Source organism: Paenibacillus sp. PastF-3 (genome assembly GCF_029893135.1).
GTDB classification, from domain to species: Bacteria; Bacillota; Bacilli; order Paenibacillales; family Paenibacillaceae; genus Paenibacillus_AQ; species Paenibacillus_AQ nitricinens.
Window position 1 is genome coordinate 1 of sequence record NZ_JARXWM010000007.1, and the last position, 25,928, is coordinate 25,928.

General features: G+C 43.9%; 20 protein-coding genes. 4 read left to right on the top strand and 16 right to left on the bottom strand.

Going from position 1 to position 25,928, the window contains the following annotated elements:
* The 3 genes from M2444_RS15235 to M2444_RS15245 form a co-directional block, all read right to left on the bottom strand.
* Positions 1 to 1,385 (bottom strand): S-layer homology domain-containing protein (locus tag M2444_RS15235; protein ID WP_280787383.1); only part of this gene is annotated, 1,385 nt, incomplete at its 3' end.
* 489 nt (positions 1,386 to 1,874) lie between these two features.
* Positions 1,875 to 2,801, bottom strand: a complete 927-nt coding sequence (locus tag M2444_RS15240; RefSeq protein WP_280787384.1) for an AraC family transcriptional regulator — start codon at positions 2,799 to 2,801, stop codon at positions 1,875 to 1,877.
* Positions 2,802 to 3,268: 467 nt separating this feature from the next.
* The gene (locus tag M2444_RS15245; RefSeq protein ID WP_094874370.1) at positions 3,269 to 5,164 is read right to left on the bottom strand and encodes a PrkA family serine protein kinase; all 1,896 of its coding nucleotides are present in this window, start codon (positions 5,162 to 5,164) and stop codon (positions 3,269 to 3,271) included.
* A gap of 181 nt (positions 5,165 to 5,345) precedes the next feature.
* On the opposite strand from M2444_RS15245, the gene M2444_RS15250 reads away from it, so the two are divergent.
* Complete coding sequence (locus M2444_RS15250; protein ID WP_280787385.1) at positions 5,346 to 6,284, top strand: DUF2161 family putative PD-(D/E)XK-type phosphodiesterase; 939 nt, start codon at positions 5,346 to 5,348, stop codon at positions 6,282 to 6,284.
* Between the two features lie 742 nt (positions 6,285 to 7,026).
* Here the strand turns inward: M2444_RS15250 and M2444_RS15255 are convergent.
* Positions 7,027 to 8,244 (bottom strand): aminotransferase-like domain-containing protein, encoded by a 1,218-nt coding sequence (locus tag M2444_RS15255; RefSeq protein ID WP_094876471.1) that lies wholly within the window; start codon positions 8,242 to 8,244, stop codon positions 7,027 to 7,029.
* Between the two features lie 139 nt (positions 8,245 to 8,383).
* The gene (locus M2444_RS15260; RefSeq protein WP_042186245.1) at positions 8,384 to 9,040 is read right to left on the bottom strand and encodes a DNA-binding response regulator; all 657 of its coding nucleotides are present in this window, start codon (positions 9,038 to 9,040) and stop codon (positions 8,384 to 8,386) included.
* 283 nt (positions 9,041 to 9,323) lie between these two features.
* Here M2444_RS15260 and M2444_RS15265 point away from each other — a divergent pair, with 283 nt between their 5' ends.
* Together M2444_RS15265 and M2444_RS15270 are read left to right on the top strand one after the other, a co-directional pair.
* On the top strand, positions 9,324 to 9,731 hold the full coding sequence (locus M2444_RS15265; protein ID WP_094870508.1) for a hypothetical protein: 408 nt from the start codon (positions 9,324 to 9,326) through the stop codon (positions 9,729 to 9,731).
* Positions 9,728 to 10,795, top strand: coding sequence for a phosphodiester glycosidase family protein (locus tag M2444_RS15270; protein ID WP_280787386.1), 1,068 nt, complete (start codon positions 9,728 to 9,730; stop codon positions 10,793 to 10,795). The genes M2444_RS15265 and M2444_RS15270 overlap by 4 nt, the downstream gene beginning before the upstream one ends.
* Before the next feature lie 367 nt (positions 10,796 to 11,162).
* On the opposite strand, the gene M2444_RS15275 is transcribed toward M2444_RS15270, so the two are convergent.
* The 8 genes from M2444_RS15275 to M2444_RS15310 all read right to left on the bottom strand — a co-directional run bounded on the left by M2444_RS15275 (position 11,163) and on the right by M2444_RS15310 (position 20,354).
* Positions 11,163 to 11,417 (bottom strand): AbrB/MazE/SpoVT family DNA-binding domain-containing protein, encoded by a 255-nt coding sequence (locus tag M2444_RS15275; RefSeq protein ID WP_039871533.1) that lies wholly within the window; start codon positions 11,415 to 11,417, stop codon positions 11,163 to 11,165.
* Between the two features lie 124 nt (positions 11,418 to 11,541).
* A complete protein-coding gene (trmL, locus tag M2444_RS15280) occupies positions 11,542 to 12,006 on the bottom strand; it encodes a tRNA (uridine(34)/cytosine(34)/5-carboxymethylaminomethyluridine(34)-2'-O)-methyltransferase TrmL (protein WP_042125678.1) in 465 nt (154 codons plus the stop codon).
* A 124-nt stretch (positions 12,007 to 12,130) separates the two neighbouring features.
* Positions 12,131 to 13,219: a 3-phosphoserine/phosphohydroxythreonine transaminase gene (serC, locus tag M2444_RS15285; protein WP_094876472.1), complete on the bottom strand. Its 1,089-nt coding sequence runs from the start codon at positions 13,217 to 13,219 to the stop codon at positions 12,131 to 12,133.
* A 110-nt stretch (positions 13,220 to 13,329) separates the two neighbouring features.
* The gene (locus M2444_RS15290; RefSeq protein WP_094870511.1) at positions 13,330 to 14,217 is read right to left on the bottom strand and encodes a hypothetical protein; all 888 of its coding nucleotides are present in this window, start codon (positions 14,215 to 14,217) and stop codon (positions 13,330 to 13,332) included.
* A 150-nt stretch (positions 14,218 to 14,367) separates the two neighbouring features.
* Positions 14,368 to 17,106 carry a GH36-type glycosyl hydrolase domain-containing protein gene (locus M2444_RS15295; RefSeq protein WP_280787387.1) on the bottom strand — a complete coding sequence of 913 codons (2,739 nt, stop codon included), beginning with the start codon at positions 17,104 to 17,106 and terminating at the stop codon, positions 14,368 to 14,370.
* 29 nt (positions 17,107 to 17,135) lie between these two features.
* Complete coding sequence (locus tag M2444_RS15300; RefSeq protein ID WP_094870513.1) at positions 17,136 to 17,972, bottom strand: carbohydrate ABC transporter permease; 837 nt, start codon at positions 17,970 to 17,972, stop codon at positions 17,136 to 17,138.
* Positions 17,972 to 18,865 carry a carbohydrate ABC transporter permease gene (locus M2444_RS15305; RefSeq protein ID WP_042186236.1) on the bottom strand — a complete coding sequence of 298 codons (894 nt, stop codon included), beginning with the start codon at positions 18,863 to 18,865 and terminating at the stop codon, positions 17,972 to 17,974. The genes M2444_RS15300 and M2444_RS15305 overlap by 1 nt, the downstream gene beginning before the upstream one ends.
* Positions 18,866 to 18,986: 121 nt before the next feature.
* Positions 18,987 to 20,354: an ABC transporter substrate-binding protein gene (locus tag M2444_RS15310; protein WP_280787388.1), complete on the bottom strand. Its 1,368-nt coding sequence runs from the start codon at positions 20,352 to 20,354 to the stop codon at positions 18,987 to 18,989.
* A gap of 376 nt (positions 20,355 to 20,730) precedes the next feature.
* Here M2444_RS15310 and M2444_RS15315 point away from each other — a divergent pair, with 376 nt between their 5' ends.
* Positions 20,731 to 21,765 (top strand): LacI family DNA-binding transcriptional regulator, encoded by a 1,035-nt coding sequence (locus M2444_RS15315; RefSeq protein ID WP_094876475.1) that lies wholly within the window; start codon positions 20,731 to 20,733, stop codon positions 21,763 to 21,765.
* 138 nt (positions 21,766 to 21,903) lie between these two features.
* Here M2444_RS15315 and glnA read toward each other — a convergent pair whose 3' ends face one another.
* The 3 genes from glnA to M2444_RS15330 all read right to left on the bottom strand — a co-directional run bounded on the left by glnA (position 21,904) and on the right by M2444_RS15330 (position 25,880).
* Complete coding sequence (gene glnA, locus M2444_RS15320; protein WP_060624822.1) at positions 21,904 to 23,328, bottom strand: type I glutamate--ammonia ligase; 1,425 nt, start codon at positions 23,326 to 23,328, stop codon at positions 21,904 to 21,906.
* Positions 23,329 to 23,611: 283 nt separating this feature from the next.
* Complete coding sequence (aroF, locus tag M2444_RS15325) at positions 23,612 to 24,658, bottom strand: 3-deoxy-7-phosphoheptulonate synthase (protein ID WP_094870516.1); 1,047 nt, start codon at positions 24,656 to 24,658, stop codon at positions 23,612 to 23,614.
* A 265-nt stretch (positions 24,659 to 24,923) separates the two neighbouring features.
* A complete protein-coding gene (locus tag M2444_RS15330; RefSeq protein ID WP_280787389.1) occupies positions 24,924 to 25,880 on the bottom strand; it encodes a 4-hydroxy-3-methylbut-2-enyl diphosphate reductase in 957 nt (318 codons plus the stop codon).
* Between the last annotated feature and the right edge of the window lie 48 nt (positions 25,881 to 25,928).

Consider the following 25,928-nt stretch of genomic DNA (forward strand, 5'->3'; position numbering starts at 1 on the left):
GGTGTTGGTGTTGGTGTTGGTGTTGGTGTTGGTGTTGGTGTTGGTGTTGGTGTTGGTGTTGGTGTTGGTGTTGGTGTTGGTGTTGGTGTTGGTGTTGGTGTAGTTACCGGTGTCGGTGCCGGTGTTACCGTTGGTACCGTTCCCGTTCCCCCCGGTGATGATCCGCCTGGCGAACCAGAAGAACCAGATGTTATTCCTGCAGGAGCCTGTGTAGGCGTTGATACTGATCTAGTTACACCGTTAATAGTTATGCTCACATTTGAAGATACATCTTTTCCAACTTCTAAATTACGTGGGGCTTGTTCCATAATAATTCCGAGTGCATTTATAATTGCATGAACAATCGTCCCATTCCCTACAACATTCGTACTAGCGTTCAGAATCAAAGTTTGAATACTCACTCCATTAGCAGCTTCAATAGTTGCCGCAGATTGAACCTGAAGCTTATCAATAACTGTTGAACCTATAGCAACAATTCTAATCGTCCCTATCTTCTTATCAACAATCACTGAGGTTAGTCTAACATTTTCGAACTGAACACTGTGAGCTCCCCCACCTTTAACCGTAGTAATACCGTTAACCGTGACATCTTTTAACAATATATCTCCCTCGGCAATTCCTTCTGCGAGTAATAAGTTACCCGTGATCGTCATGTTTCTTAGTGTTACATTAGGAGAGTTAATAACTACGTCTCCGCTTACTTTCTCATTCCCTGTTAAAGGACCATAAGTACCCGCTATATCGTACGAGAGGCTTCCTATAGAAGCTTCATTCTTGATCGTTAAGGATCTGTCCAAGATTACGATAGCCTCTGCACGAGTAGCAAATGATTCTGGATGAAAGGTGTTATCCGCATATCCCGACATTATTCCTTTATCGTATACAGACCCTATAGCCCCTTTACTCCATACAGGACTAGCTGATGTGTCGATAAACTTATTAGTTGAATCTGAAGAAGGCAGTGCAAGTAATTTACTAATAATCAACGCAAATTCTTGTCGTGTGACCTTCTTATTAGGCCCGAATGAACCATCTAAATAACCTTGTATGTATCCTGCCGCATTCGCCACTAAAAGACCTGAATAATACCAATCTGAAGCTTTTACATCTTTAAAAGAATGCTCCTCCGTCTTAACAAATCCAAAAGACTTATTGATTAGCACAACCAATTCAGCTCTTGTAATCGAATGATCCGGTTTAAAATCCCCGTCTGGATAACCTGATACTAGTCCTTTCTCCATCCATTTCGTAATTTGCGCTTCAGCCCAAGTCCCTTGAATATCAGAAGCCTTACTTGCAAAAATCGTACCGAAAGGTAATGAGGTAAGACAAACAATAAGCATGAATACGATAGTTTTCTTTAATAAAACCTGTTTAGTAATCACTTTACTCCTCCTATTTATGTATAAAATGAACTACAGATACTTCTAATCCTTTAACTATTAGTTCAATAGTGCTAGAGAATTCATAGCGATCATATCATACTGTTTTTTACATAGGTGTCTTATTTTGTCGATCATGATATGTTGTTTTCTTGTCTATTAGATCCGCTCCAGATGCTTCTATTATTAGCACGTTAAAAAGCCCGCAGCGTATAACCCGCTGCGGACCTTCTTACGTCGACACCCCGTATCGACTGAATAATTGAACTTTGCAAATACTGCTGAGGTAAAAGTAACGTAGGGGAAGTTTGGAACTGTAGGAGCGTAGCGTTCGCCCGAAAGCTTTCCGTAGGAAAGCTCACTTCGAAAGCATATGCTGTTTCTGGATTTAATCCGCTAAGGAATAATCAATAAATCCAGAGACATCAGCGACGAAGGTCCAAACATTCCCCGAAGTTACGATCATCACTGAGCAGCATTTGCCCTTACACATCATTCGGTCGATTTTTTCACAGGAACATAAATCTCCATCACCGTATCCGGCCGCGAGTGGCAGCGTTCATCATAGAATTCGAAATCCAGCTTACTATCATCATAATCGTAGCCACTATCCTTAAACCATTCTTCGAAGATATACTTCCAAGTGCTTTTTATAACCTGTGCAAACTGTATTTGCTCTGTATCCGTTGAAGTATCCACTGGCGGCGTTGTGAACACAGCATATTCGGCTTCCGGCACATCCATCGTCAGCATATCCTCTTCCACCTTGGAGTAGTCCTCTACAATAACACCTAGAAGATAGGTGGCATTGCCATTATCCGAGGAAGGAATACACAAACCGACTTCTCCGTGTTTAGGCGGATTTAGTATTTTATACATTTTGGACTCCAAATTCTCACCCTCATAATAACTCCAAAAAGAAGCAATATCCTTGGTGTACATACTTCCTGCAACATTAGTTTGGATCCCATACCCAGCGACCTTAAATGCAGGCTTGCGAACAATAACAGGGTTCATTATAAAACCTCCGATTTTAAATCGTGTTTTTCCTTTAGTAAATCCGTTCATCCGTGCGGCATACTGTGTCGGGCTATAGCCAAAAGCCTTGCGAAAGGCCTTAGTGAATCCACTTTGTGTCTCAAAACCATAGTCCAGCGCAATATCAATGATCCTTCTACCGGCAAACAATTCAATTGACGCTAAAGATAATTTGCGGCTCCGCACATATTCCATCACGGACATTTCCTTGCATAAGCTGAACACTCGGCAAAAATGATACACCGAATATCCAACCTCAGCGGCTATTTCTTCCACTGTTATATTTTCTTTGATATGAGCTTCAATATATTCAACACATTTCTCTATATCTTTACTGTAATTCAAGTGCAGCACCAGCCTTCCCCCGTACGGTGACTTCATTATATCAACTGCAAGCGAGGAGGATTGTTCCTGTTTTGCTGAGCTGTATGATTAACTGTACAACAACAAGAGCTTGTCCCACTAATGAAATGCATCGCCCCCATTAGCTTACTGACCCAGATGACGTTATTCGCAAACATATGGCCTTTTGAGCGGAGTTTCGGACTCCAGTGCAGCTATTACTCAAAAAGCAGCTCATATTTAGTGCTTTTCCTGCTAATAGCGTCTATGGAGTCCGATAACCTTCGAAATGTGTTTAAAATCAACCTTTAGGGTCACCTGTGTCCTTTAGCAGCTCCGAACTTTCTACAAAAAAAAACCAAATTAGTCAGATGGGGGGCGGCGGCGTTAAGATCAACATAAAGAGGGTAAAAGGAGGTAGATAAAAAAATGAAAGGGCAAAAAAGGGTGCCCCATAGCCATTTTCATGGCTTTTGGAACACCCACGTACTTTAAAGGAACTCTTTTTACCGATTAAGCAGACTTCCCACATACTTCAGCAGCTCATTAGCGCAGATGGGGCAATAGTGATGCCCATCAATCAGTCTAGCGCACACCTCATTGATCCGTTTGAGCTGACTTTCATCCGGCGTTTTGGACGAGGTGGTGATTTTGACGATATCTTTGAGATCTGTGAATAGCTTCTTCTCAATTGCTTCCCGCAGGCGGTCGTGGTTGTTGTACTCGAATTTCTTCCCTTTGCGTGAATACGCGGAAATCCGGATCAGGATCTCTTCACGGAACGCTTTTTTCGCATTCTCAGAGATACCAATTTGCTCTTCAATCGAACGCATTAACCGCTCATCCGGCTCCATCTCCTCATCCGTCAACGGATCGCGGATTTTAGACCAATTGCAGAAGGCTTCGATATTATCAAGATAATTCTCAAATAATGTCTTGGCGGACTCCTCAAAGGAGTAGACGAAGGCCTTTTGCACTTCGCTTTTAGCTAAAATGTCATATTCTTTGCGGGCAATGGAGATGAAGTTCAAATAACGCTCCCGCTCCTCTTTTGTAATCGATGGATGCTGATCCAGTCCGTCTTTAATAGCCCGCAGGACATCCAGTGCGTTCATGCACTGCAGATCACCTTTGATCAAAGCGCTGGAAATCCGGTTGATAACATACCGTGGATCTATTCCGGACATGCCTTCATCCAAATACTCCGTTTGCATCTCTTTGAGATCTGCTTCTTTGTAGCCCTCAACTTCTTCCCCATCATACATCCGGAGCTTTTTGATCAGATCCATGCCTTGTTTTTTACTTTCTTTCAGACGGGTCAGGATCGAGAAAATAGCAGCGGCACGCAGCGCATGCGGCGCAATATGCACATGGTTCATATCACTCTGGGCGATCAGCTTCGCGTAGATTTTTTCCTCTTCCGACACTCTTAGGTTATACGGAACAGGCATGACAATCATACGGGACTGGAGCGCTTCATTCTTTTTATTAGAAATAAATGACTTATACTCGGTTTCATTGGTGTGAGCGATGATCATTTCGTCCGCACTGATCAGCGCGAATCGGCCAGCCTTGAAATTGCCTTCTTGTGTCAGTGATAGCAGGTTCCATAGAAATTTTTCGTCGCATTTGAGCATTTCTTGAAATTCCATCAGTCCACGGTTAGCTTTATTGAGCTCTCCGTCAAAACGGTATGCACGTGGATCAGATTCCGAACCAAATTCAGTAATGGTCGAAAAGTCGATACTTCCTGTCAAATCGGCGATATCTTGCGACTTCGGATCGGATGGACTAAAGGTACCAATCCCTACCCGCTCTTCTTCTGACAAAATGACACGAGTCACTTTGACCTGCTCAATATCTCCCGCATATTCATTTCTCAGCCGCATCTGGCAAGACGGGCATAGGTTGCCCTCAATACGCACACCGAGCTCCTTTTCAATCTCTGGACGAAGCTCCAGGGGGATCAAATGTAGTGGGTCCTCATGCATCGGGCAGCCCTCTATTGCATATACCGCACCCGCATCGGTCCGCGAGTACTGTTCCAAACCACGTTTTAGCAGCGTGACTAGGGTCGATTTCCCCCCACTGACAGGTCCCATCAATAACAGAATCCGTTTACGAACATCTAGCCGGCGTGCTGCAGAATGAAAATATTCCTCCACTAACTTTTCGACTGCACGATCAAGTCCAAAAATCTCCTGTTCAAAAAACTTATAACGTTTGCGTCCGTTTATGTCCTCTACGCCATGCGACTTGATCATGTCATAAACGCGGGAGTGAGCGGTTTTAGCGGGAGAGGGGTCTTTTTTCAAAAGTTCTATATACTGCTTGAAGGTCCCGCTCCACGCCAAACGGTCGTTCTCAGCCCGATACGAAGCTATTCGCTCAAAAATATCCATTGCTCGCTGCCTCCTCTTGCGCTCCTACTTGCTCTCCTATAGCGTTAAAAAGTGTATTACATACCTATGCGGCAAGCGCGGAATAGTTGACCTCTTTTTTGCTGTGCTATAATAGAGAATCATAAAATCGCAGTAAAACCTTAATGGAAACCCGAAAATAAAGGGCTACGGGAGTGACACTATGGCGGTACGACATGAAACGGAGCTGTATGCTCCTTTGAAGGTTTTTTTTGAAAAGCAAGGATACAGCATCAAGGGAGAGGTTCGGACTTGTGATTTGGTGGGTATTCGTGAGGATTTAGAGCACCCTCTAATCGTAGAGATGAAAAAATCGTTCAACCTCGCCTTGCTCCTGCAAGGCGTGGAACGGCTAAAGCTCAGTCCTACGGTCTATCTCGCAGTGGAACGTGTCCGTGATAAAAAAGGGGCGGTGAACCAGCGCTGGGGCGAGCTTAGCGGACTGTGTCGCCGTCTTGGTCTCGGGCTGATCACCGTTGTTTTTTATAAGACCAAAGCCCCGCTGGTCGAGGTGCTCGTGGAGCCAAACGAGACACCACCTGCACAGCGCAGCAACAAGCGGCGGCGCGAGCGCCTGCTCTATGAGTTCCGCGAGCGCAGCGGAGACTACAACATCGGCGGCAGCACGCGAGTCAAGCTCGTGACGGCCTACCGCGAGAAAGCGCTGCGTGTCGCGCTTTCTCTACAGGCAGCGGAGGCGGAAGCCGCCGTCGCTGCCGAGAAGGCCGCTGCGAAGGCTTCGCTCGCAGCGGGCAAACGTGCAGCGGCGAGCACCGCTGCACAGGCTCCGGCGCTGAGCTCAGCGCCGGAGGGGCGTGCTGCCGGGGACACGGCAGCACGGGAGGCAGCGGCGGCTGGCACGCGAAGCGGTGCCCCTAGCGCTGCCTCAAGCGCCCCCTCGGCCGGGATCTCTCCGGCCGAGCTGCGGAAGCGTAGCGGCGTACCGAACGCCGCCGCTATGCTGCAGCACAACTACTACGGCTGGTTCCACCGTGTCAGCCGTGGGCGCTATACCCTGACTCCAGCCGGTCAGGCCGCGCTAGTAGAATACGCCGCTATAACTGGCGGCGTACCCCATGACAGCAATCATCACAGTAATTAGCTTGCCTATACTAAACAAAAAATTCTTTCAATTTCAAATTTTTGCTGGAGCCTTTATCTTTTTCTCTGCTTTTGATCTTTCACTCGGACTTTTATCTTTTTCTCTGCTTTTGATCTTTCACTCGGACTTTTATCTTTTTCTCTGCTTTTGATCTTTCACTTCGATTTTGATCTTTCACTTCGATTTTCGTCTTTTAATCAGGTTCTAATCATTTACTCGGACTTTAAACTTATTATTCTAATGCACACGTATCAATGTCTAGGTAACGCCAAAAAGCATCCCATCTACGGGATGCTTTTTGTGTTCTAATCCGTTAAGCCATAGAAACAGAACTAACCTTCGAAGCATTAATCTCAAGCTGACAAGTTGAATTAAGGGGAAATCATCCCTATAATTCCTCAATATACGCGCTAAAAACCGATTTATAGGGATTTCCTCCCTATAAATGCATAGATTGCTCCATAAAAAGGGCTTTTTCCGAAATTTATAGGGAGAGATTCCCTATAATCTCCATTCCAGAATATAAATCAGCCAGTTATAGGGAGAAATCACCTATAATGACCTCCCCCGCACTCTACTCCTTGCCTAATGCACCACTCTGTCCTGTATGACTTCCAGGGTGTGTCATACATTGATCTGCCAGTTCATCTGCCCACACTTCTATCTGCCGCATATGACCGCTCATCAACCTGTTCGTTACTTTTATACGTCCGATCCATCAGATTCCTTAATCAGCACCCACCTAACTCCGAGCCGTGAACTCCTTAACCGCCTCGCTCATCAGATTCATGCCGAGTAACAGCTCATCCCGGCCGGGATGGCTGAAGTTAAGACGAATGTGATTTCCGCTGCCATCGACACTACATAACGGTCCTGGCAAAAATGCCACTCCCTTACCTAGCGCACATTTTAGCAGTGCCATAACATCCATTCCCTCCGGTGGAGATACCCATAGAAACATACCTCCTGACGGCAGGTCGTAGGAGCTTCCCTTCCAAGCTGGACGTTTTAGCAGTTCAACCATTAACTTCAGTCGGGTATTATATTCTCGGTTCAGCTGCGCAATATGCTCACGAAGGTCAAAAGCGGTCACATCCAACAAATGATGCAAGAGCCGCTGATTTAATGCGCTCGATTGCCAGTCTGCCATCTGCTTGGCAGCAGCCATCATCCCGATCACTTCCCGGCTGCCTGCAGCCCAGCCCGTCCGCAGCGCGGGCGCAACGGTCTTACTGAACGAACCGATATATAATACGTGTCCGCCATCACTTATATTTTCCAGCGCATACAAGGATGGATATCTTGTGGCCCAATGTTCACCATACTTCTGGAAATGTAAATCACCATAAGAATCATCTTCTACAATCAGGATGTTATAAGCGATACAAAGACCCAGCACCTCACGCCGTCTCTCTAAGCTCCATAGGATACCACTTGGATTCGTAAAGCTTGGTGTTGCGAACAGCATCTTAGGCTTATGCAGTTCAATTTGCCTCCGCAAATGATCTGGATGAAGCCCATCCAAGTCACCCTCTACGGGAATAATAATGGCACCCTGCATCCGAAGAGTTTGCAAGAATCCTGGAGATGTCGGATTTTCTACTAATACACGATCTCCCGGGTCAATATACACCCGCGATAACAAATCAATCGCTTGCTGGCTCCCCGTTGTTAGCAGAACTCCACCCTCGGTAACAGTTACCCCTTTTTCTCTGAGCCAATCCCCGGCAAGCCACTCCCGAAGTGGACCATACCCTGCAGGATCACCATATTGAAGTGCTCCTGCATCTGCAGATATCACCGTAGAGGCTGCTTCGGCAAGCAGCGATAATGGGAACAGTTCTTCCGCTGGTAATTCTTCAGCAAGCGATATCATGGAGCTTCTCCGTGTTTGGGTGCGAATACTTAGAAGCGGTGACGATAGCAGTGTGTGCGCGCGAGCAGAAAATTGGTAAAGCATGCGAAATCCCCCTTCCCTAGTACCAAGTAGAAATGGCTAAGTTATCCTCCTTCGAGAACCATTATCCATTTAACGTGATATGCTTTCTTCTATTTCAAGAATATTCCGCCTTTACCTTCATTATGTCGTATAGCTTGGGTTATGCGTAGATTTGCCTGTTTTGTCTTGAAAATAGAGCAAATTTCTCAATGGCTTGCGCTCGTGTCGAAACATCAAGCTTCACATAAATTTTGCGCAGGTAATTGTCAATCGAACGGCGACTTACTGCAATTTCAAGCGCTATTTTATCATAAGTAATCCCCTGAACGATTCGCTCCATAATAAACATCTCTGTCTGCGTCAATTGAAGAACATCATCCAGCCCTTTAGACGTCGAAATCGGCCAGGATCCTTTTTCTATCCATTCTAGCGGCATTGAAAGAAAACCCACTCGCAAACCCAGGATCAGCTGTAAAAGCTGATGAGGAGAAGCTCCTTTCGAGAATATCCCGCTGGCTCCCAGCTCTATGAGGGGCTGTAGCAGATCCCTGCCGTCTTCATCCGTCATCACGACAAAATGTGAGTTTGGTGAGCTTTTTTTCATATTTAACAGCACACTCTCAATATTACCTTCAGGCATATGATAATCTGCCAGCACTAGCTCGGGATTCTTTTCCCTTACGATGGAAGCGCCTTCGTCCCAAGTTGAATACATTCCTAGAACTTTAAGCTCTCCTCCCTCTTCCAAAATCAATTTTGTCCCCAGCATACTTGTAGGATGACACCCCACAATAACCACCTGCCAAACCTTCATCATTAATGCCCAGACCTCCTGCTTTATATAATCATCCAGAAAGGAAAGCGCCGCAGCGTTTCCGGTTTAAACGCAAGCAAGGAAGTATGATGACTTGTTCGTTTATTCTCTCGCTGGTTACCTTGAGTACGTCTATCAGAAATTCCAATCTATAGAAATTGTATCGCAGTAGTTTAATAGGATGCAATTACTTTTTCTAGTTTTCACACTCTCTTACATTTTTGCGAAACTAGTCAAAGTCTGATAGAATGGGGACTTGAAAAAAAGACCAACCCGAGGTGATCAAATGCAACCGCTAGCGGAAACGTCCCCGGTACACTCGCGCCGTGCTGCTGTGAGAAGCGGCTCTTCCGTAAAATGGTTTTTACTGTTCTGGATCGTGATGATTGGAATGGGTGTATATGCTGTATACAGCTACACAAACCATTTAAAGCAGCAAGTGCTGAGCGAACTTAGCAATCAGAGCCAGCAGCAGCTTACCGTTCTTAAGACCGACTATGAGTCGAAAATTGCCGTTCTCACTGAAGAAGTGAAGGAATTGCAGAATACAGTGCAAAGTTTTAACGAACTATTAACCTTCACTAAAGATAATGCAAGTGCCAAAACAGACAATAGTAACAAGCTATATACGCAATTGAGCGAGGTTAGCAAACAGTTAGAAGCTTTGAAGAAAGAAATGGATCTGATTAAATGATGACACCAGTCAAAAGAGTGAACCGTTTCTTTATGCTTCTAACCGCACCTTTTTTAGGTTTACTGATATGTATGTGGTGGTATCGACCACCGCTCGAGCTGGATCTTGATGTAGGACAATTCGCACCTATCTCAGGGCCTCTGAATGAAACAGCTGTCCTAAAAAAGGATTTAACCCTAGCCGAAGGCACTGCATCCTACACCATAGATGCAGTCAGCGCTAGCGCTAAGCTATATAAAGGAACCACTACTGCTATGAATAAGTTGGTCGAGACAGCGAAGAATCAAGCGAGCCGTCCTGAGCTTATCTATAACCGCCGGATATCTGCCAAGCTTGGAATACCTTCTGAGGTCCTTAGCAGCGACCGGATTAGAATCGAGCTGTATAAGCTGAATCCAGGTAACTATAAGGCCTATGCTTTGAAGATCAAATTGAAGGATCCAACCGCGATGCAGATGAGTCTTGCTAAAGAAGCTACTGGTGGCGCAGAAACCACAATGCACGCTGTACAAAGTCATGGCGCTATTGCAGGTATTAATGCTGGAGGCTTTGCGGATAAAGCCGGAAAACGCTATCCCTTAAGTACTACTGTGGTTGATGGAAAGTACCTCAATGGTTTCGAGCCGACATTCAAGGATCTCAGCTTCGTAGGTCTGAACAAGTCCGGACAGTTAATCGGAGGGAAATTTTACAGTCGTGCACAGTTAGATCAACTCGAACCCGTATTTGGTGCAACCTTTGTGCCTGTTCTACTTAAGAACAACGTCAAAATACCGATCCCGGAAAAGTGGAAAACGTCCCCCAATCGGGCGCCACGTACAGTAATCGGTAATTATAAGGATGATCAGCTTCTCATCCTTGTAGCGGATGGTTATAATGAGCTTGGCAGCTCTGGTGCCCGGCTAGAGGAAATTCAGAACAAGCTATATAACATGGGCGTCATGGATGCTTATAATCTGGATGGCGGAGGATCGTCATCGCTCATCTTCAACGGAAGAGTAGTCAACAAGCCCTCAGACGGAAATCTTAGAGCTGTACCGACAAATTTCCTGTTTTTTGAATGATTATAGTAAAATGTCTATGCAACATATCACATTTGCGTTTATTTTTATTGATTTGCAGGGTATAATCTTGATAACGAATACATTTGCTAATGGAGGTGCCAGCATGTCGTTCTCATTAACCTTTTGGATCGTAACTATCGTATTTGTGTTATTTATGGTCGGCATCCTTACCTCATCTTACAACGACGACAAAACAAAAGGTCTATAAGTAAGAAATGTCTCAGTAGCCACTTGGCTCTGAGGCATTTTTTTATAAGCCTGAAACAAAAAAACTGCCGCATAAGTAGAAGAAGTCTACGAATGGGACAGTTTCTTTGTTTAGAAAACTATAGGCTGTCAGAATTCTAAATGTGTAAATATGTACTTCCTAGGCGTGTCTTGGCAATTGCGTCATTTCTGAGAGGCATGCAGCGCAAATATAACGATCTTTATATTCACTCACACCTTCCATTGAACCGCAGAAAACACATTTTGGACGGTAACGCTCCAAGATGATATGGTCACCCTGTACCAAAATTTCAACCGGGTCGCCTTCATTCATCTGATACCTTTTACGCAGGGACTTAGGCAGAACAATTCTACCCAGCTGATCCACTTTGCGAACTACACCAGCAGGTTTCATATCTAACGTACACCTCTCCTGTTCAACTAATAATTTGTAGCTACTATATATTTCGGCTCATTCATTATATTTCGTTATTAAAATGTCGAATCCTGCTGAAAAAAAACAAAAAAATGTCTTTTTTCTAAACAAGATTAGGAAAATCCAGCTGTCGAAGGGCTTCATATACAATAATAGCCGCAGAATTCGATAAATTCAGCGATCTCACTGCATCACTCATCGGCATGCGCATTTTTGTTTCTTTACCCGCTTCCAGAATTTCAGCAGAAAGCCCCTTCGTTTCTTTACCAAAAACAAAGAAATCTCCATCTTGAAAATCAAAGTCGCTATATCTCTTTTCTGCTTTCGTCGTGGCATAAAAGAAACGTCCCTCACTGTACTTCTCAAGTACCTCAGCAAAAGAGTCGTGGTATTCAATGTTAACAGCGTGCCAGTAATCCAATCCTGCTCTTTTCAATGTAGCATCGTCTGTACGGAATCCGAGCGGGCGAACCAGGTGAAGATGAGTGCCTGTTGCTGCGCAGGTACGCGCAATGTTTCCAGTATTGGCCGGTATTTCCGGCTCAACTAATACGATATGGAGTGCCATTATAGGGTTCCTTCCTCTCTAAAGGCTTTAATAGCCAGATGTTTTACTCTAGTGCATAACCATAGCTTCTCCAAACAAACTGAAAACCTTCCACCCATAGGCGGAAGGTTTACGATAGAGTTCATTAACCTTGAGTTTGCCGGAAATGGTTCATGAAATCAGAAAGTGCTTTAACACTTTCGTAAGGAACTGCATTGTAAATGGAAGCGCGCAAGCCACCCACACTACGATGTCCCTTTAAGCCGACAAAACCTTCCAGTTCAGCAGCTTTAACAAACCGTTTTTCGAGTTCTTCCGATTGCATCCGGAAGGTAACGTTCATAATGGAGCGACTGCTCTTCTCAGCAACCCCACTGTAGAAGCCGTCACTTCCATCGATGTGATCATATAATAGACCCGCTTTTTCAAGGTTCTTGGAATGGATACCAGCAAGACCACCTTGCTCCTCAATCCATTTTAATACTTCGTTAACCATATATACAGAGAAAGATGGAGGTGTATTGTAAAGAGAGTTATTTTTGTAATGAGTGCTGTAACGCATGATAGTTGGGATGTTAGAAGGTGATTCTGCGAGCAATTCCTCTTTAGCAATAACTACAGTCACACCGGAAGGACCAAGGTTCTTTTGTGCTCCAGCGTAGATCATTCCGAATTGGTTGACATCGATTGGCCGGCAAAGGATATCACTGGACATATCTGCGATGAGCGGAATCGAGCCAGCATCCGGATATTCTGCATATTGCGTTCCTTCAATGGTCTCATTGGAAGTAACGTGAAGGTAGGCAGCATTTTCCGCAGCTTTAATCGAACTCAATTCAGGTATAGCTAAGAATTTCTTGTCTTCGGAAGAAGCAGCAACATGAGCGCCCCCTACCAATTTAGCTTCTTTATAAGCCTTATCTGCCCAGCTACCCGTCATAACATAGCTACCTACTTGGCCTGCGGAAATCAGGTTCATAGGGATCATTGCAAACTGTGTGCTTGCTCCACCTTGTACGAACAATACCTTATAGCCCTTCGGATTGCCGAGGAGCGAAAGCAGACGTTCCTGCGCTTCATTATGCACGGATTCGTAGATTGCTCCACGGTGCGACATCTCCATGATAGACATTCCACTTTCTCGGAAATCAACAAACTCCGCTTGTGCGCGTTCCAGTACCGTAAGCGGCAACGCTGCCGGTCCGGCATTAAAATTGTATGCTCTCTTATTCAAAACTACTCCCCACCCTTTCTCTCCTATCAATATGGATATCGCTTATGATAGCAATAATCTCACACACCAGCAAGTATAATTATTCACATAAAAGCTTTGATTGCTGCTTATTAGGATGTGAAAAAATGATAAGTTCGGCTCCAGGACTTGCTTTCATGCGGTAAAAGACTAATGTTCACAAAAACTTCAGGTGAGACCACATGGCGTTCTCCCCATAGCGCCATTCGTGCTACCGGGAAATCTCCGCTCTCGCGCACTCCTGTTCCACTAGGCTTATGGACCAACTCCCAATTGAACTCAGCCTCCGGGCCTCCCCAGCCACTCAGCTTGCAGTAAAAGGATCGGTCTGGCTCTTCTGACCAAGTAAGTGTATTACCAGATACCTCTAGTAAATTATTCGTATATTGAGATTCCGGTTCTTCTATTTTGAGCCCATTCGAGAGACGCAATTCAAAATCCGAACCTATGTTCAAGCCATCAATTCCTACGAAATTGTGGATGTACTCCTCTGTTTGGATTGGCTTATCCCCTTTGTTATGCAACTCATATGCAATTTTCAATTGATCGTTTTTTATAGAGATCGTTTTGGTCAAAAGCATTGCGTATCCGTTACTTTCCATCGGCTGGACAGTATATGTAACCGAATCAACCCTAACCTCCATATCAATAGCAAAGGGAGTTAGTGGATACTTGCTATGAAAGCTATAGCCCTGCGAATCCAGCTTTTGTAACAATCCGACTCCGGGCTTTGGAAACCAGCCTCCGATCGGCGTTTCATCATACCCAATTGCCCGGGAAATGCCAAACTCGTTGCATAGTCCACTTCCACCAGTACCTTCGCCTTCCTTCAAGCTCTCTGGCACACAAAACGTATGGTTACCCTTTTCTAACGTAACTTGTGTGATGAACCCCGTCCAGTCAAAACGAGTCCCTTTATAATCTTCACCAATATCAGCGATATCCACAGATAATACGCCATTTGAAAGCCTGTACCCCATCCCTCACAAACCCCTTTCAATCATTCAACAAATAAGTAAATTAGTCCCATTATATCATTTATGAAGAACCTTAGTTTTTATAACTTTCAAAAAAACGTCTGCAGCCGCTATTCATAACGGTGCAGACGTCTTTAATAAATTTTGTTATGATTACGCCAGAGTCACTTCAATCACGTGAAGCTTCTCTGTCTGCAGAGCAAGGAGCTCTTCACGTGGAATAATCGCACTTCCTGAGCCGCGCTGCAGCGTCACCCCACTGCCATTCAACGTAACGGAGTGTATTTGGTACTCTCCGAAGTTAAAGCTTCCTGTGGCTTTATAGAGCACTTCAAATTCACGATCTGCAAAGATTGTCTTAATGGATGCTTTGCCCTCAGAATCAAATTGTTCTTTTACTAATTTAGGTTCTAGCAATAGATCGCCCAGCTTGCCCTTCACACCGAATACTTCAGTGACCATGGTTAGCAAGAGCCAGCTTGCAGAGCCTGTTAGATACGTGTACATCCCTCTGCCTTGCTCGTTAATATATTCAGGAATACCTGGGTAGATACGCGCTTTTTCGAAATCTGTACTCAAGCTGTAAAGAGATTCAAGGACCTTATGACCTTCTTTTACATAACCACGTTTGTAAAGCGCATTTCCATACATGATGGTCATGTGACTGAACATGGCCCCATTTTCTTTATGGCCAAAAGCAAAACCAAAAGCACGACCCAGATTTTGCTGAATCCCACCGAAACGGGAATTAAGCCTGTATCCAATCTTATCATCAAATAGATTACGATCTACAGCTGCTATAATGTGTGGAATTTGCTCCGGAGCCGCTGCATGACCCATAAGCGGGAACACTTGACCCGTTAGCGTCATACGAACGCCTTCAGAAAATTCACCCTCTACCTGTTCACCATCGTTATTATAATAACCATTAAACCAGCCATCACCATTCTCACTCTGTACCCACTCGTTGCTACGCAAATGGTTAAATAACCATTCCGCTTTTTGCTCCAGATCATCAGCTACTTTATCAATATCGAGAGATACACGAACTCCACTCACCTTATTTGGTGCGGCAGCATAATATCGATCCAATCTCTCTTGCTTACCTGATACAGAACCATAATCCACAGACTCATTAAGAGTATCCAGCAGTAGCTGCATTTCTTCCGCTAATTCAACAGTTTCCTGACCTTTGGAAGTCTTAAGATTACGCAGCACCCGAGAAATATCCAATAGATTGCTAGCATAGAAAGATGTAAATGCTACACTCTCTCCGCGATCCGCACCCATATCGAGGCCATCATTCCAGTCCGCTCCCTCGAGCAGGATATTATTATGTTCCCCTACATTAAAGAATGGAACTAGATTTTGCAGCAAAATATGTTCCAGAATTGTACCTTTGTAGATTTCCCCAGAGGCTGTTCTAAGATCACTGCCTACAGAGGTATTCCATGAAGTATCACGTTCCTTACAACGACTCATAAAAGTATCCCGGAAATAAGTCTGTTCTTGCAACAAGAAATCAAGATCACCACTCTGATCCAGATAGAGCATCGTTGTTAAAAACGGCCATGCCCCATGATCCATCCATACACGAGGGATATTGTTACGGTCAGCGATAAATTCACCTGGCTGTTGACCGATAATGGTTGCGTTACTGCCATCAATTCTCACACCAGCGTAATTGTTGAAGAGTAGGCTACGAACTTCGGCAGGCTCCATAATGAGCAGTGCCAGACAGTCTTGCCAAAGATCTCGCCAGCCACGTCCGCCTCTTCCATAATCATGATACGGTAAGAAGGAGTTACCATACAGTCTCCTAAGGACCGGTTGGATGGTTACCCATTTCATCCATTGATCTGCATCCGAGTCGCCGGTATGAAATTCAACCATATTCACTTTGTCTGCCCAGAACGCTTTAGTTTCCTCTAGCAGATGATCAAAAGCTTCAGATGTACCATATTTACTCATCAACGCTTCAACGTTAATTCTATCATTATCAATTGCCATAACTACGACATAAGAATGGCTTGCACCAGAAGACAAGGTAATTGAAGCAAAACGAAGACCACCAACGGCTTCATAACCCTCTCTATCCACGCCGCCACCTTTACCAATCTCTGGCGTAGCATTCAGAATAACAGCTTCTGGCCAGTCAAGACTTCCACCTTCACCGATAAATTCTTCTTGAATCGGGAAGAAACCATCAGGCTGACTGCCATCACCTTCTGCACCAAATACACCGTAAGAAGTGTGATTAATGCGATGACCACGCTCATCGAAAGATAGTGCAGGTTGAACCTCAACACCATAAGCTGAGGTGTAAATCCGGTTCAGCAGGGAGGTTACATGTCTGTGATCGCGCAGATCATCTGCGGAACGGGCATACAAGGGAACTACAGCCGTTGGTGTAAGAGTAAGCTCCTCTGTTCCCGTATTCGTCAACGTAACTTTCATAAGTTCTACCTTATCATTACCGCTAGGTACGAAGCTGGTAATCTCAGCTTTGACACCCATCTCAGAGTTGCTGCGAGTCACACGATGCCATAGGAATCCAGCCTCAAGTACTGCATCATCAGCAGATGAGGTGTAGAACGCTGCATTTTGCTTAGCAGAGTTTCCAGCTGCAGACCAAGCACCTTTGCCTTCGACGTAAACCCAGAAATTACGTGAGGCGCGTGAATTATGCAAATCTTCAACAGATAAGGGCGGTGTTAAAAATGTATTATGACCAGTCGTCGCCTGACCATGAAGCTTCGGGGTTACAGTCGACATCATTCCCCCCTCATTTACTAGAGGGAAGTATAAGAAACTACTATGATCCGGTTGCTGAAGCTTGAACTCCCCATCCTTTCCGGTGAATTCAAAGCCTTGAATTTTTTTGCGGTCCATTGTCCCCATCCTCTCATTTACACATCTACTTAAGCTTTAACCGCACCTGCCAATGCACCGTCAACGATATACTTTTGAATGAAGGTGTACAGGACGATAAGGGGTGCAGATACGATCATGATACCGCACGCCAACATAGGCCAGTTGTTTCCGTATTGACCGCGGAATTCTTTAAGCCCGAAGGTAATTGGATAATGTTCCGGACTTGGCAAATACATGATTGGACCTACAAAGTCATTCCAAATCGTAATCGCCGTCAGGATAACACCTGTTGCGATAACAGGTTTCATCAGTGGCATAATGATCTGGAATAAATACCGCATATACCCAGCACCATCCATACCGGCAGCTTCATCCATCTCACGGCTGATCCCTTTAATATAACCTACGAACATCATGAAGACGATCCCTGTCCCTCCTGTTTTTAGGAGAATATAACCCAGCTTCGTATCATAGCCCACAAATCCAAGCTCTTGTTTCATGGTAAGCATCAATTTGAACTGTGCAACCATAGGGTTAGGCAAGAACTGTGACATCAAGAAGAACAAATAAATAAAACCGCTCCACTTCACATAATTTCTCGCCACCGGGAAAGCTCCGAATAACGAAACGATAAGTGTTAGCACTGTTGCTACAACAGTGTACAGCAAACTGTTAATGAAATAATTAGAGAAATTACCTTTTAACCAAGCTTCCTTGTAATTATCCCATTGAATACTTTTCACAAGTCCGATCGGGTCTAGCAAATAGTCCGAAAAAGACTTGAATGAAATGTTTATTACAAACAATAGTGGCATGATATACAAAACAAGCAATACTGCAATCAGAATATAGGAGAGAGTTTTGGCGGTTTTGGAATCTTTCATTAATACTCCACCTCTCTCTTACGCATTTGTTTAACTGCAAATACAACGAAGACCAGAATCATAAGGAACTGTACCACAGAAAGCGCGGATGGAAGTCCCATCTGGAGAGAACCACGGAACGTCTCTTTATACACGTCATAAGCCATCGTTCTTGTGTTAAAGCGACCGTCCGTAGTTGCGAGAATAATATCAAAGGTCGACATCGCACCGATAATGGACAAAATAATATTAATGGTGAACGATGGTGCAATAAGCGGGAACGTAATGTTTTTAAAAGATTGCCACTTCGTGGTTCCATCAATATATCCAGCTTCATACAGATCTTTCGGTACGGATTGAAGTCCTGCAAGGAAAATCAGCATGGAGTAACCCATGTACATCCAAATTTGCGTAAATATAATATAACCAAACGCATGGGTGAAGCTTCCAAAGAACATATCTTTATATCCGAACAATGAATCATACAATTGATTTACGGGACCACTTAGCGGATCGAACATCAAGCCCCATACCAGTGCAACTACCGATACACCGAGCACAACCGGCAAAAAGAAAACTGCGCGATAAAAATAATCGCCTTTCAGCTTCTGATTAATAACTACGGCCATAAGGAGACCGACACCGTTTTGTACGATTGTAACAATGACCATGAAATAAACTGTTCGTATAATGGAATCCCATCGTTCGCCTGAATTTCCGGAGTTAAAAACACTGTAATAATTGTCAAGGCCTACGAAATTCAATTTGCTTCCTGGAACGTTAGTAATATCTGTAAATGAATAAATGACCGTCATCATAGAGGGTCCAAAATAAAAAATAACGTACAACGATAATGGAATCATAAGCAGCAGAAGCGGTAAATATCTTTTTATACCTTTTCCGAACGGATACATTTCTCTCACCTACCCAATCCTAATTCAATAAAATGATCGGGGTCTGTACGAACAGACCCCGATGTTGTAGTACATGATGGTGCACAGTATGTTGTTGATGTCTGTTTATTGGAATAACAGCTTATTTAGGAGCTGCTGCTTCCCATTCTTTTTGTTGTACATCTGCAAGTTCTTTAGCAGTTTTGAATTCGCCGCCTGGTGCCAGGTATTCAGTATGAACACCTTCAGCAGCAATGTGCTCGCCTACATTGTCGCGGTTAATCATAATGATTTCATAAGCAAGTTCAAAGTCTTCTGCCATGTATTGGGCAAGTTCGTTATCAATGAAGTCACTGCCAGTTGCGATGTTATCTTGTGTGGGTACAAATCCGGCAGCCTTAACATATTCCGTGTAATTTTCTGGTTCAGAGAAGAATTCCAGCCATTTCAAAGCGCCTTCTTTGTTCGGACCTTTTTCTGCTGCATACCAAGTTACATCGTACTTACCGACAAGAGATGAGTTCTTAGCAGCATCTTCAGTAGCTGGGATTGGGAAGTATCCAAATTTCACATCAGGATTTGCCGCAGCGATTGTAGGTGCATCCCAAGTACCGTCAGCAATCATAGCTGCTTTACCTGTTGCGAAGTACGAAGGTGCTGTTGCATAGTCAATACCCAAGAAACCATCGATGATGTAGTTATCTTGAAGGGTCTTCATTTTATCCAATACTTCTACAGCCTCAGCATCGTTGAACGCCGAAGTGCCTTTCCAAACGCCTTCAATCCATTTTTGTTGGTCGCCGCCACCTAGAATCTTAGCTTGCAAACCGAACACTGGCAGTTTCAAAGGCCATACATCTTTACCAGCCACTACGATTGGTACAATGCTCTTGGATTTCAAAGTATCTAAAACACTGATGAACTCTGTCCATGTTGTTGGAACAGTCAAACCGTTTTGTTCAAAAATTTCTTTATTATAGAAGAAACCTGACATCGCTACTTTACCGGTTGGGATCGCATACACTTTATCGTTGTAAGTACCCGCTTTGGCAATATCATTCGCATTATAGTTTTTAACGAAAGATTCGTTGCTCAGATCAGCAATCAAACCGGAATCAATCCATTGTTGCCAGTCTGGCACTTTCGCACCTGGTGTCCAATCTTTCGGAGACAATCTCATACCGGACAAATCGGCAAGGACGTCTACGTCACCAGCTGTAATTCTTGCTCTTTGTGCTTGTTTAAATTCATCATCCGGACCTGTCGTCGTGTACTCAATCTTGTATTCCGGATATTTTTCTTCAAACTTCTTATTAATGTCTGTAATGACCTTGTTAATGTTTTCTTGTTTCCAGTGCAAGATTTTAATAACCTTTTTCTCACCATTTGCGGGCTTGCTTGTTCCGTTGCCCGAAGTAGCCTCATCATTTGTGTTGTTGCCGCTTCCACATGCTGCTAATGAGAGTACTAGCGCTGAGCTCAACAATACCGTAGAAAGCTTCTTTACCATTTTTGTTACCCCCCAGATGATTTGTATGACCTTTTAACGAAACACCATCTTAATTCCTGAAATTACGAAACTTTAGTGATTATAATACAGAAAGCGGTTTCGTTGTTTTTATTATTACATCGTTATTTATCTTTGTAAAGACTTTTTTTATTCTTTATCTTTGAACAATTCTTGAACTAAAATCCTCAAAAAGCCTTTTAAATCAAGGATATTTCTATTTGAACACCAAAGATCCCATTGACTATCTACCTATATAATTATAAAATCATTTACGAAAACGTTTCGCAATTCATATTTGAAAATCCATAAAAAGCTTAACTCAACTATACTTTTATCATAGATTATAGAGTATTTCGCATTATAAGGAGGACCAAAGTTGGCCTATAACATTAAAGACATAGCGAAAATAGCTGGAGTTTCTGTTTCGACAGTATCTAAAATCATAAATAACTACAGCGATATTTCGGAAGACACCAAGACTAGGGTACAACAAATCATAAAGGAAACCGGATATACTCCCTCCAATTCAGCAAAAACATTAGCTACAAAATCATCGAATCTAATTGGTGTTATTTTTGCAGGAATGCTGAACGTTGACTTTACCCACCCTTTTTTCATCGAAGTCCTAAATTCCTTCAAAAAACAAATGGGACTATTAGGTTACGACCTGATCTTTTTCTCTAACGAAAAATTTCAAAGTGGCGATACTAATGATTATCTTGCCCGTTGTCTGCATTTTAATGTAGATGGCTGCCTACTTATTACCGGACAAGAGCTAGAAACCTCCATCAGCGAATTGGATAATAGTTCTATCCCATGCATCGGCGTAGATTTAAAGCTGTCAGGCGACAATTCGGGTTATATCATGTCTGATAATTTTAAGTTGTCTACCAAGGTAGTCGAACACTTTTACTTATTAGGCTATCGAGAACTTGGTTATATCGGCAGCTCCTCTGAGTCAGAAATCTCCAATATACGTGAAAGTGGTTTCCGCAAAGCACTTGAAGATTTAGGACTACCGATCAACGAAAGCTGGTTCTTAAACGGCAGCAACTTCTTTGAAGCCAGCGGTTATGAGACCATGCGTAGAATGATTTCAAATGGAAACTTGCCCAGAGCGATATTCGCGGCTTCTGATCAGTTAGCTATTGGAGCTATGCGTGCCCTAAAGGAATCTGCTATTACTGTTCCTGGAACCGTCGCGATTATTGGCTGTGACGATATCGAAGCCTGCAATTACACAACACCACTCTTAACTACGATTAAACAAAATAAAGATAAAATCGGCCGTCTAGCCGCGTTAATGCTGTATGATCTAATAAACAATCAATCAGGCACGAGCTCTTTCAGCGTCGAGCCTGAGCTCATCATAAGAGAATCCTGTGGCGCTCCTGAGCGGGGTTTAGTATAGCCCTGAAGCAAAAAAAGAGGATATCCGTAGCCATATCAATGGCCAAAGATATCCTAAACAACACAAAAGGTGTCCCTAAGCCCTTCCCATGGCTTCGGAACACCTTTATTCGTTTAAGCTTTATTTATCTAAGCAATCTTACAGGTCGAAGTACAGAGAATATTCATGTGGATGAACACGAATCGCAACCTCTTGAGCCTCGGAACGTTTCAGAGCAATATAATTATCAATGAAGTCCTTAGTAAATACGTCGCCTTCAGTAAGGAACTCGTAATCAGCTTCCAAAGAATCAAGCGCTTCGCCCAGGCTGCCTGGAACGCTGCGGATCTTTTCTTTGTCTGCATCGGACAATTCATAGATGTTCTTATCCAGAGGACCGTAACCCAGTTCTTGTGGGTTGATCTTGTTCTTGATTCCATCCAGACCTGCCATCAGCATGGCGGAGAATGCCAAGTAAGGGTTAGCCGTGGAATCCGGTGTACGGAACTCGATACGACAGCCTTTTGGTGTCACAGCTGCTACCGGGATACGAACTGCTGCAGAACGATTTCCTTTGGAGTATACCAAGTTAACCGGTGCTTCGTAACCAGGAACCAAACGTTTAAAGGAGTTGGTGCTTGGGTTAGTCAAAGCGATCAGAGCTGGTGCATGGTACAAAATACCACCAATATAATGAAGAGCCATTTCACTCAAGTTAGCATAGGCGCCTTTTTCGTAGAACAAAGGAGTGTCTCCATCAAAGATGGATTGGTGTACGTGCATTCCGCTACCATTATCACCGAACAGTGGTTTTGGCATGAAAGTCGCTACTTTTCCGTACTGACGTGCAGTGTTTTGTACAATATATTTATAAGTCATGAGATTATCAGCAGTTTTCTTCAAGGTATCAAAACGGAAGTTAATTTCCGCTTGACCTGCAGTGGCTACTTCGTGGTGATGACGCTCAATGCGTAGTCCCACTTCAGCAAGCAGACGGCACATTTCACTGCGGATATCCTGTTGGGAATCCACAGGTGCTACAGGTACATATCCACCTTTAACGCCAACTTTAAATGCCAGGTTGCCGCCCTCTTCTTTACGACCCGTATTCCAAGCCGCTTCTTCAGAATCTACGAAGAATGAGGAGCTGTTCATACCGCTCTCGTAACGAACATCATCAAAGATAAAAAATTCAGACTCAGGTGCGAAGAATGCCGATGTTCCAACTCCGCTCTTCTGCAGGAATTCTTCAGCTTTCACAGCAATACCGCGAGGATCGCGCTCATAGCGTTCACCATCAGGAGTGAAAATGTCGCACATTACGTTCAGCGTTGGATGAGCTGTAAACGGATCAATGAACACACTGTTCGGATCAGGCATCATAACCATGTCTGATTCTTCAATACCACGGAATCCTTTGATGGAAGAACCGTCGAATGCTACCCCATTTACAAAAGTTTCGTCTTCCACTTCAGAAGCAGGCAGAGAAATGTGGTGAGCACGGCCACCTAAATCTACGAATCGAAAATCTACCCACTCGATATTGTTTTCTTTAATTGTTTGCAACACTTTTTCAACCGACATGAATTTTTCCTCCCCCAAGTTCCGAACATTAAGCCCCTCACAGTATGCAAATGTTCTTGTTTCATTTTTATTTGCTGTCGTCATTATAAATCTCATACCTAACATCGTCAATGCTTATGTCAGGTATTTCTTTCAGCAATGTAAGATATTCTAACGCTTTCGTGAAATCCATTATTTTCGTTAATATTCATAACATTTCTAACTTATCCAATAGAAAAAAAGCCCAACTATCCCGTTATAGCGCGGGTTTAGAGGGCTTCCAAGGTAGCGATATGCTTACATATTATAGCGCCGAAACTGTTTCTGGCGAAGTTGAAAACTTACGTCCAACAATTGGAGCAAGCCTTTCTAGATCCTTAAGCAGATTATCGAACTGTTCAGGGAATAACGATTGAACACCGTCACCTGTCATGGAATTGTCCGGATCTGTGTGCATTTCGATGATTAGACCATTCGCACCAGCAGCAACCGATGCTTTGGCCATAGGTTCAACTAATTCACGACGTCCAGTACCATGACTGGGGTCAGAGATTACCGGAAGGTGGCTTAAGCTTTGTAGAACCGGAATAGCCGATAGATCCAGTGTATTACGTGTATAAGTCTCAAATGTACGAATACCACGCTCACAGAGCATTACATCCTTATTTCCGCCGGCCAAAATGTACTCCGCTGCATTGAGCAACTCATCATAAGTTGCACTGAAGCCACGTTTCAAAAGGACCGGTCTTCCGCAAGTACCCAGCTTGCGCAGTAAATCAAAGTTCTGCATGTTCCGTGTACCTACCTGGAGGATATCCGCATGTTCTGCACAAATATCCACATACTCTGGTGTCATAACCTCTGTAATGGTTAACAGGCCATGACGCTTTCCTGCTTCAGCCATCATCGTCAAACCTTCTACACCTACACCTTGGAAGCTGTAAGGACCTGTACGGGGCTTAAACGCGCCTCCACGCAGTACCTGAGCACCTGATGCTTTAACTAGACGAGCGATCTCATCAATCTGCTCTGGTGACTCCACAGCACAAGGCCCGCCCATGATTACCAGATTCTCGCCACCGATCTTTACACCCTTGATATCGATAATGGTATCCTCTGGGTGGAAATCACGGCTAGCTAGCTTATAGGACTTGGAGATTTTCACGACGTTCTCCACACCCTTCATTTGCCGCAAATGCTCTGCAAGCTTAGGTGTGACACTTCCTACTAAACCGATAACGGTGTGATCTGCACCCTTGGAGAGATGTACCTGCAAGCCCTCTCTTTCGATAACTGCAATAATATCTTTAACCTGCTCTTCTGGCGTTTGATTGGATGTAATGACGATCATTTTAATAACTTCCTCTCTACACTTAAAATTTATAATAATTCCGCTAAATACACTCACACTACGACGCGTGTTCGCTTTTAAGCTTTTAAGCTTTTATGCTTTTAACCGATAAAGCGATTTTACTCTAAAAATCGTTTACCGTCAATCCTGTTTCCTAATTAATAAGATGAAACCGCTTGCTTCATATAAAAAAAAGCGCGTAACCTCGATAGACGAGGTTACGCGCTCTTGTTACAATTCAAATATATAAGTTCGCTTACAGCGATTATGATGTACTTGCACTCTTTTTCTTAACCGGAGGAAGTAGCTTCGCCATATTTACAGTACGTTTGATCTCCCATGTCTCAGGATTCTCGGAATCATACTGTTCCAAATAATGAATAACTTCTTTGGTAATTGGGGTAGGTGTAGATGCGCCAGAAGTAACACCCACAATATTTACACCCTTCAGCCAGTCTGTGTTCAGTTCAGACACATCAGAAATCCGATGAGCAGGAACTCCAGCAATTTCTTCCGACACCTGTGCCAGACGATTAGAATTGTTGCTTCGCGGATCACCAACGACAATCAATAGATCACACTGGCCCGCCTGCTCCGCTACAGCCTCTTGACGCACCTGAGTAGCCATACATATCTCATTATGCACTTCGGCACCCGGGAAGGTCTCTAGGAGCTTTTTCATGATATGTTTAATATCCCACTGGCTCATAGTAGTCTGATTCGTAATAACAATCCGTGAAGAAGGGATGGATAATGTGGCGATCTCATCTTCTTTTTCAATCAGATGCACATGCTCAGGAGCAATACCAACAGCACCTTCCGGTTCCGGATGGCCTTTCTTGCCGATATAAATGACCTCATAGCCATCATCTACTTTTTCCTGAATAAGATCATGGGTCTTGGTGACATCAGGACAGGTCGCATCAACCGTAGTCAATCCTTTATCCCTTGCCATCTTACGCACCTCAGGTGAAACCCCGTGAGCAGTGAATATAACAGTCCCACTGTTTACTTGATCTAGAATATCCAGACGATTATGACCGTCCAAGGTAATAATGCCATCGTCTTCGAACGAATTTGTGACATGACTATTATGAACAATCATGCCCAGTATATAAATCGGCCGGGGAAGATCGAGATTTTGCGCAGCCTGCCTTGCCATTACCATTGCATCGACGACTCCGTAACAGTATCCCCGGGGAGAAATTTTAATGACTTCCATGACTTCACCAACTTTCTGCTTTCGTTGACTTCTGTAATAGGACACACT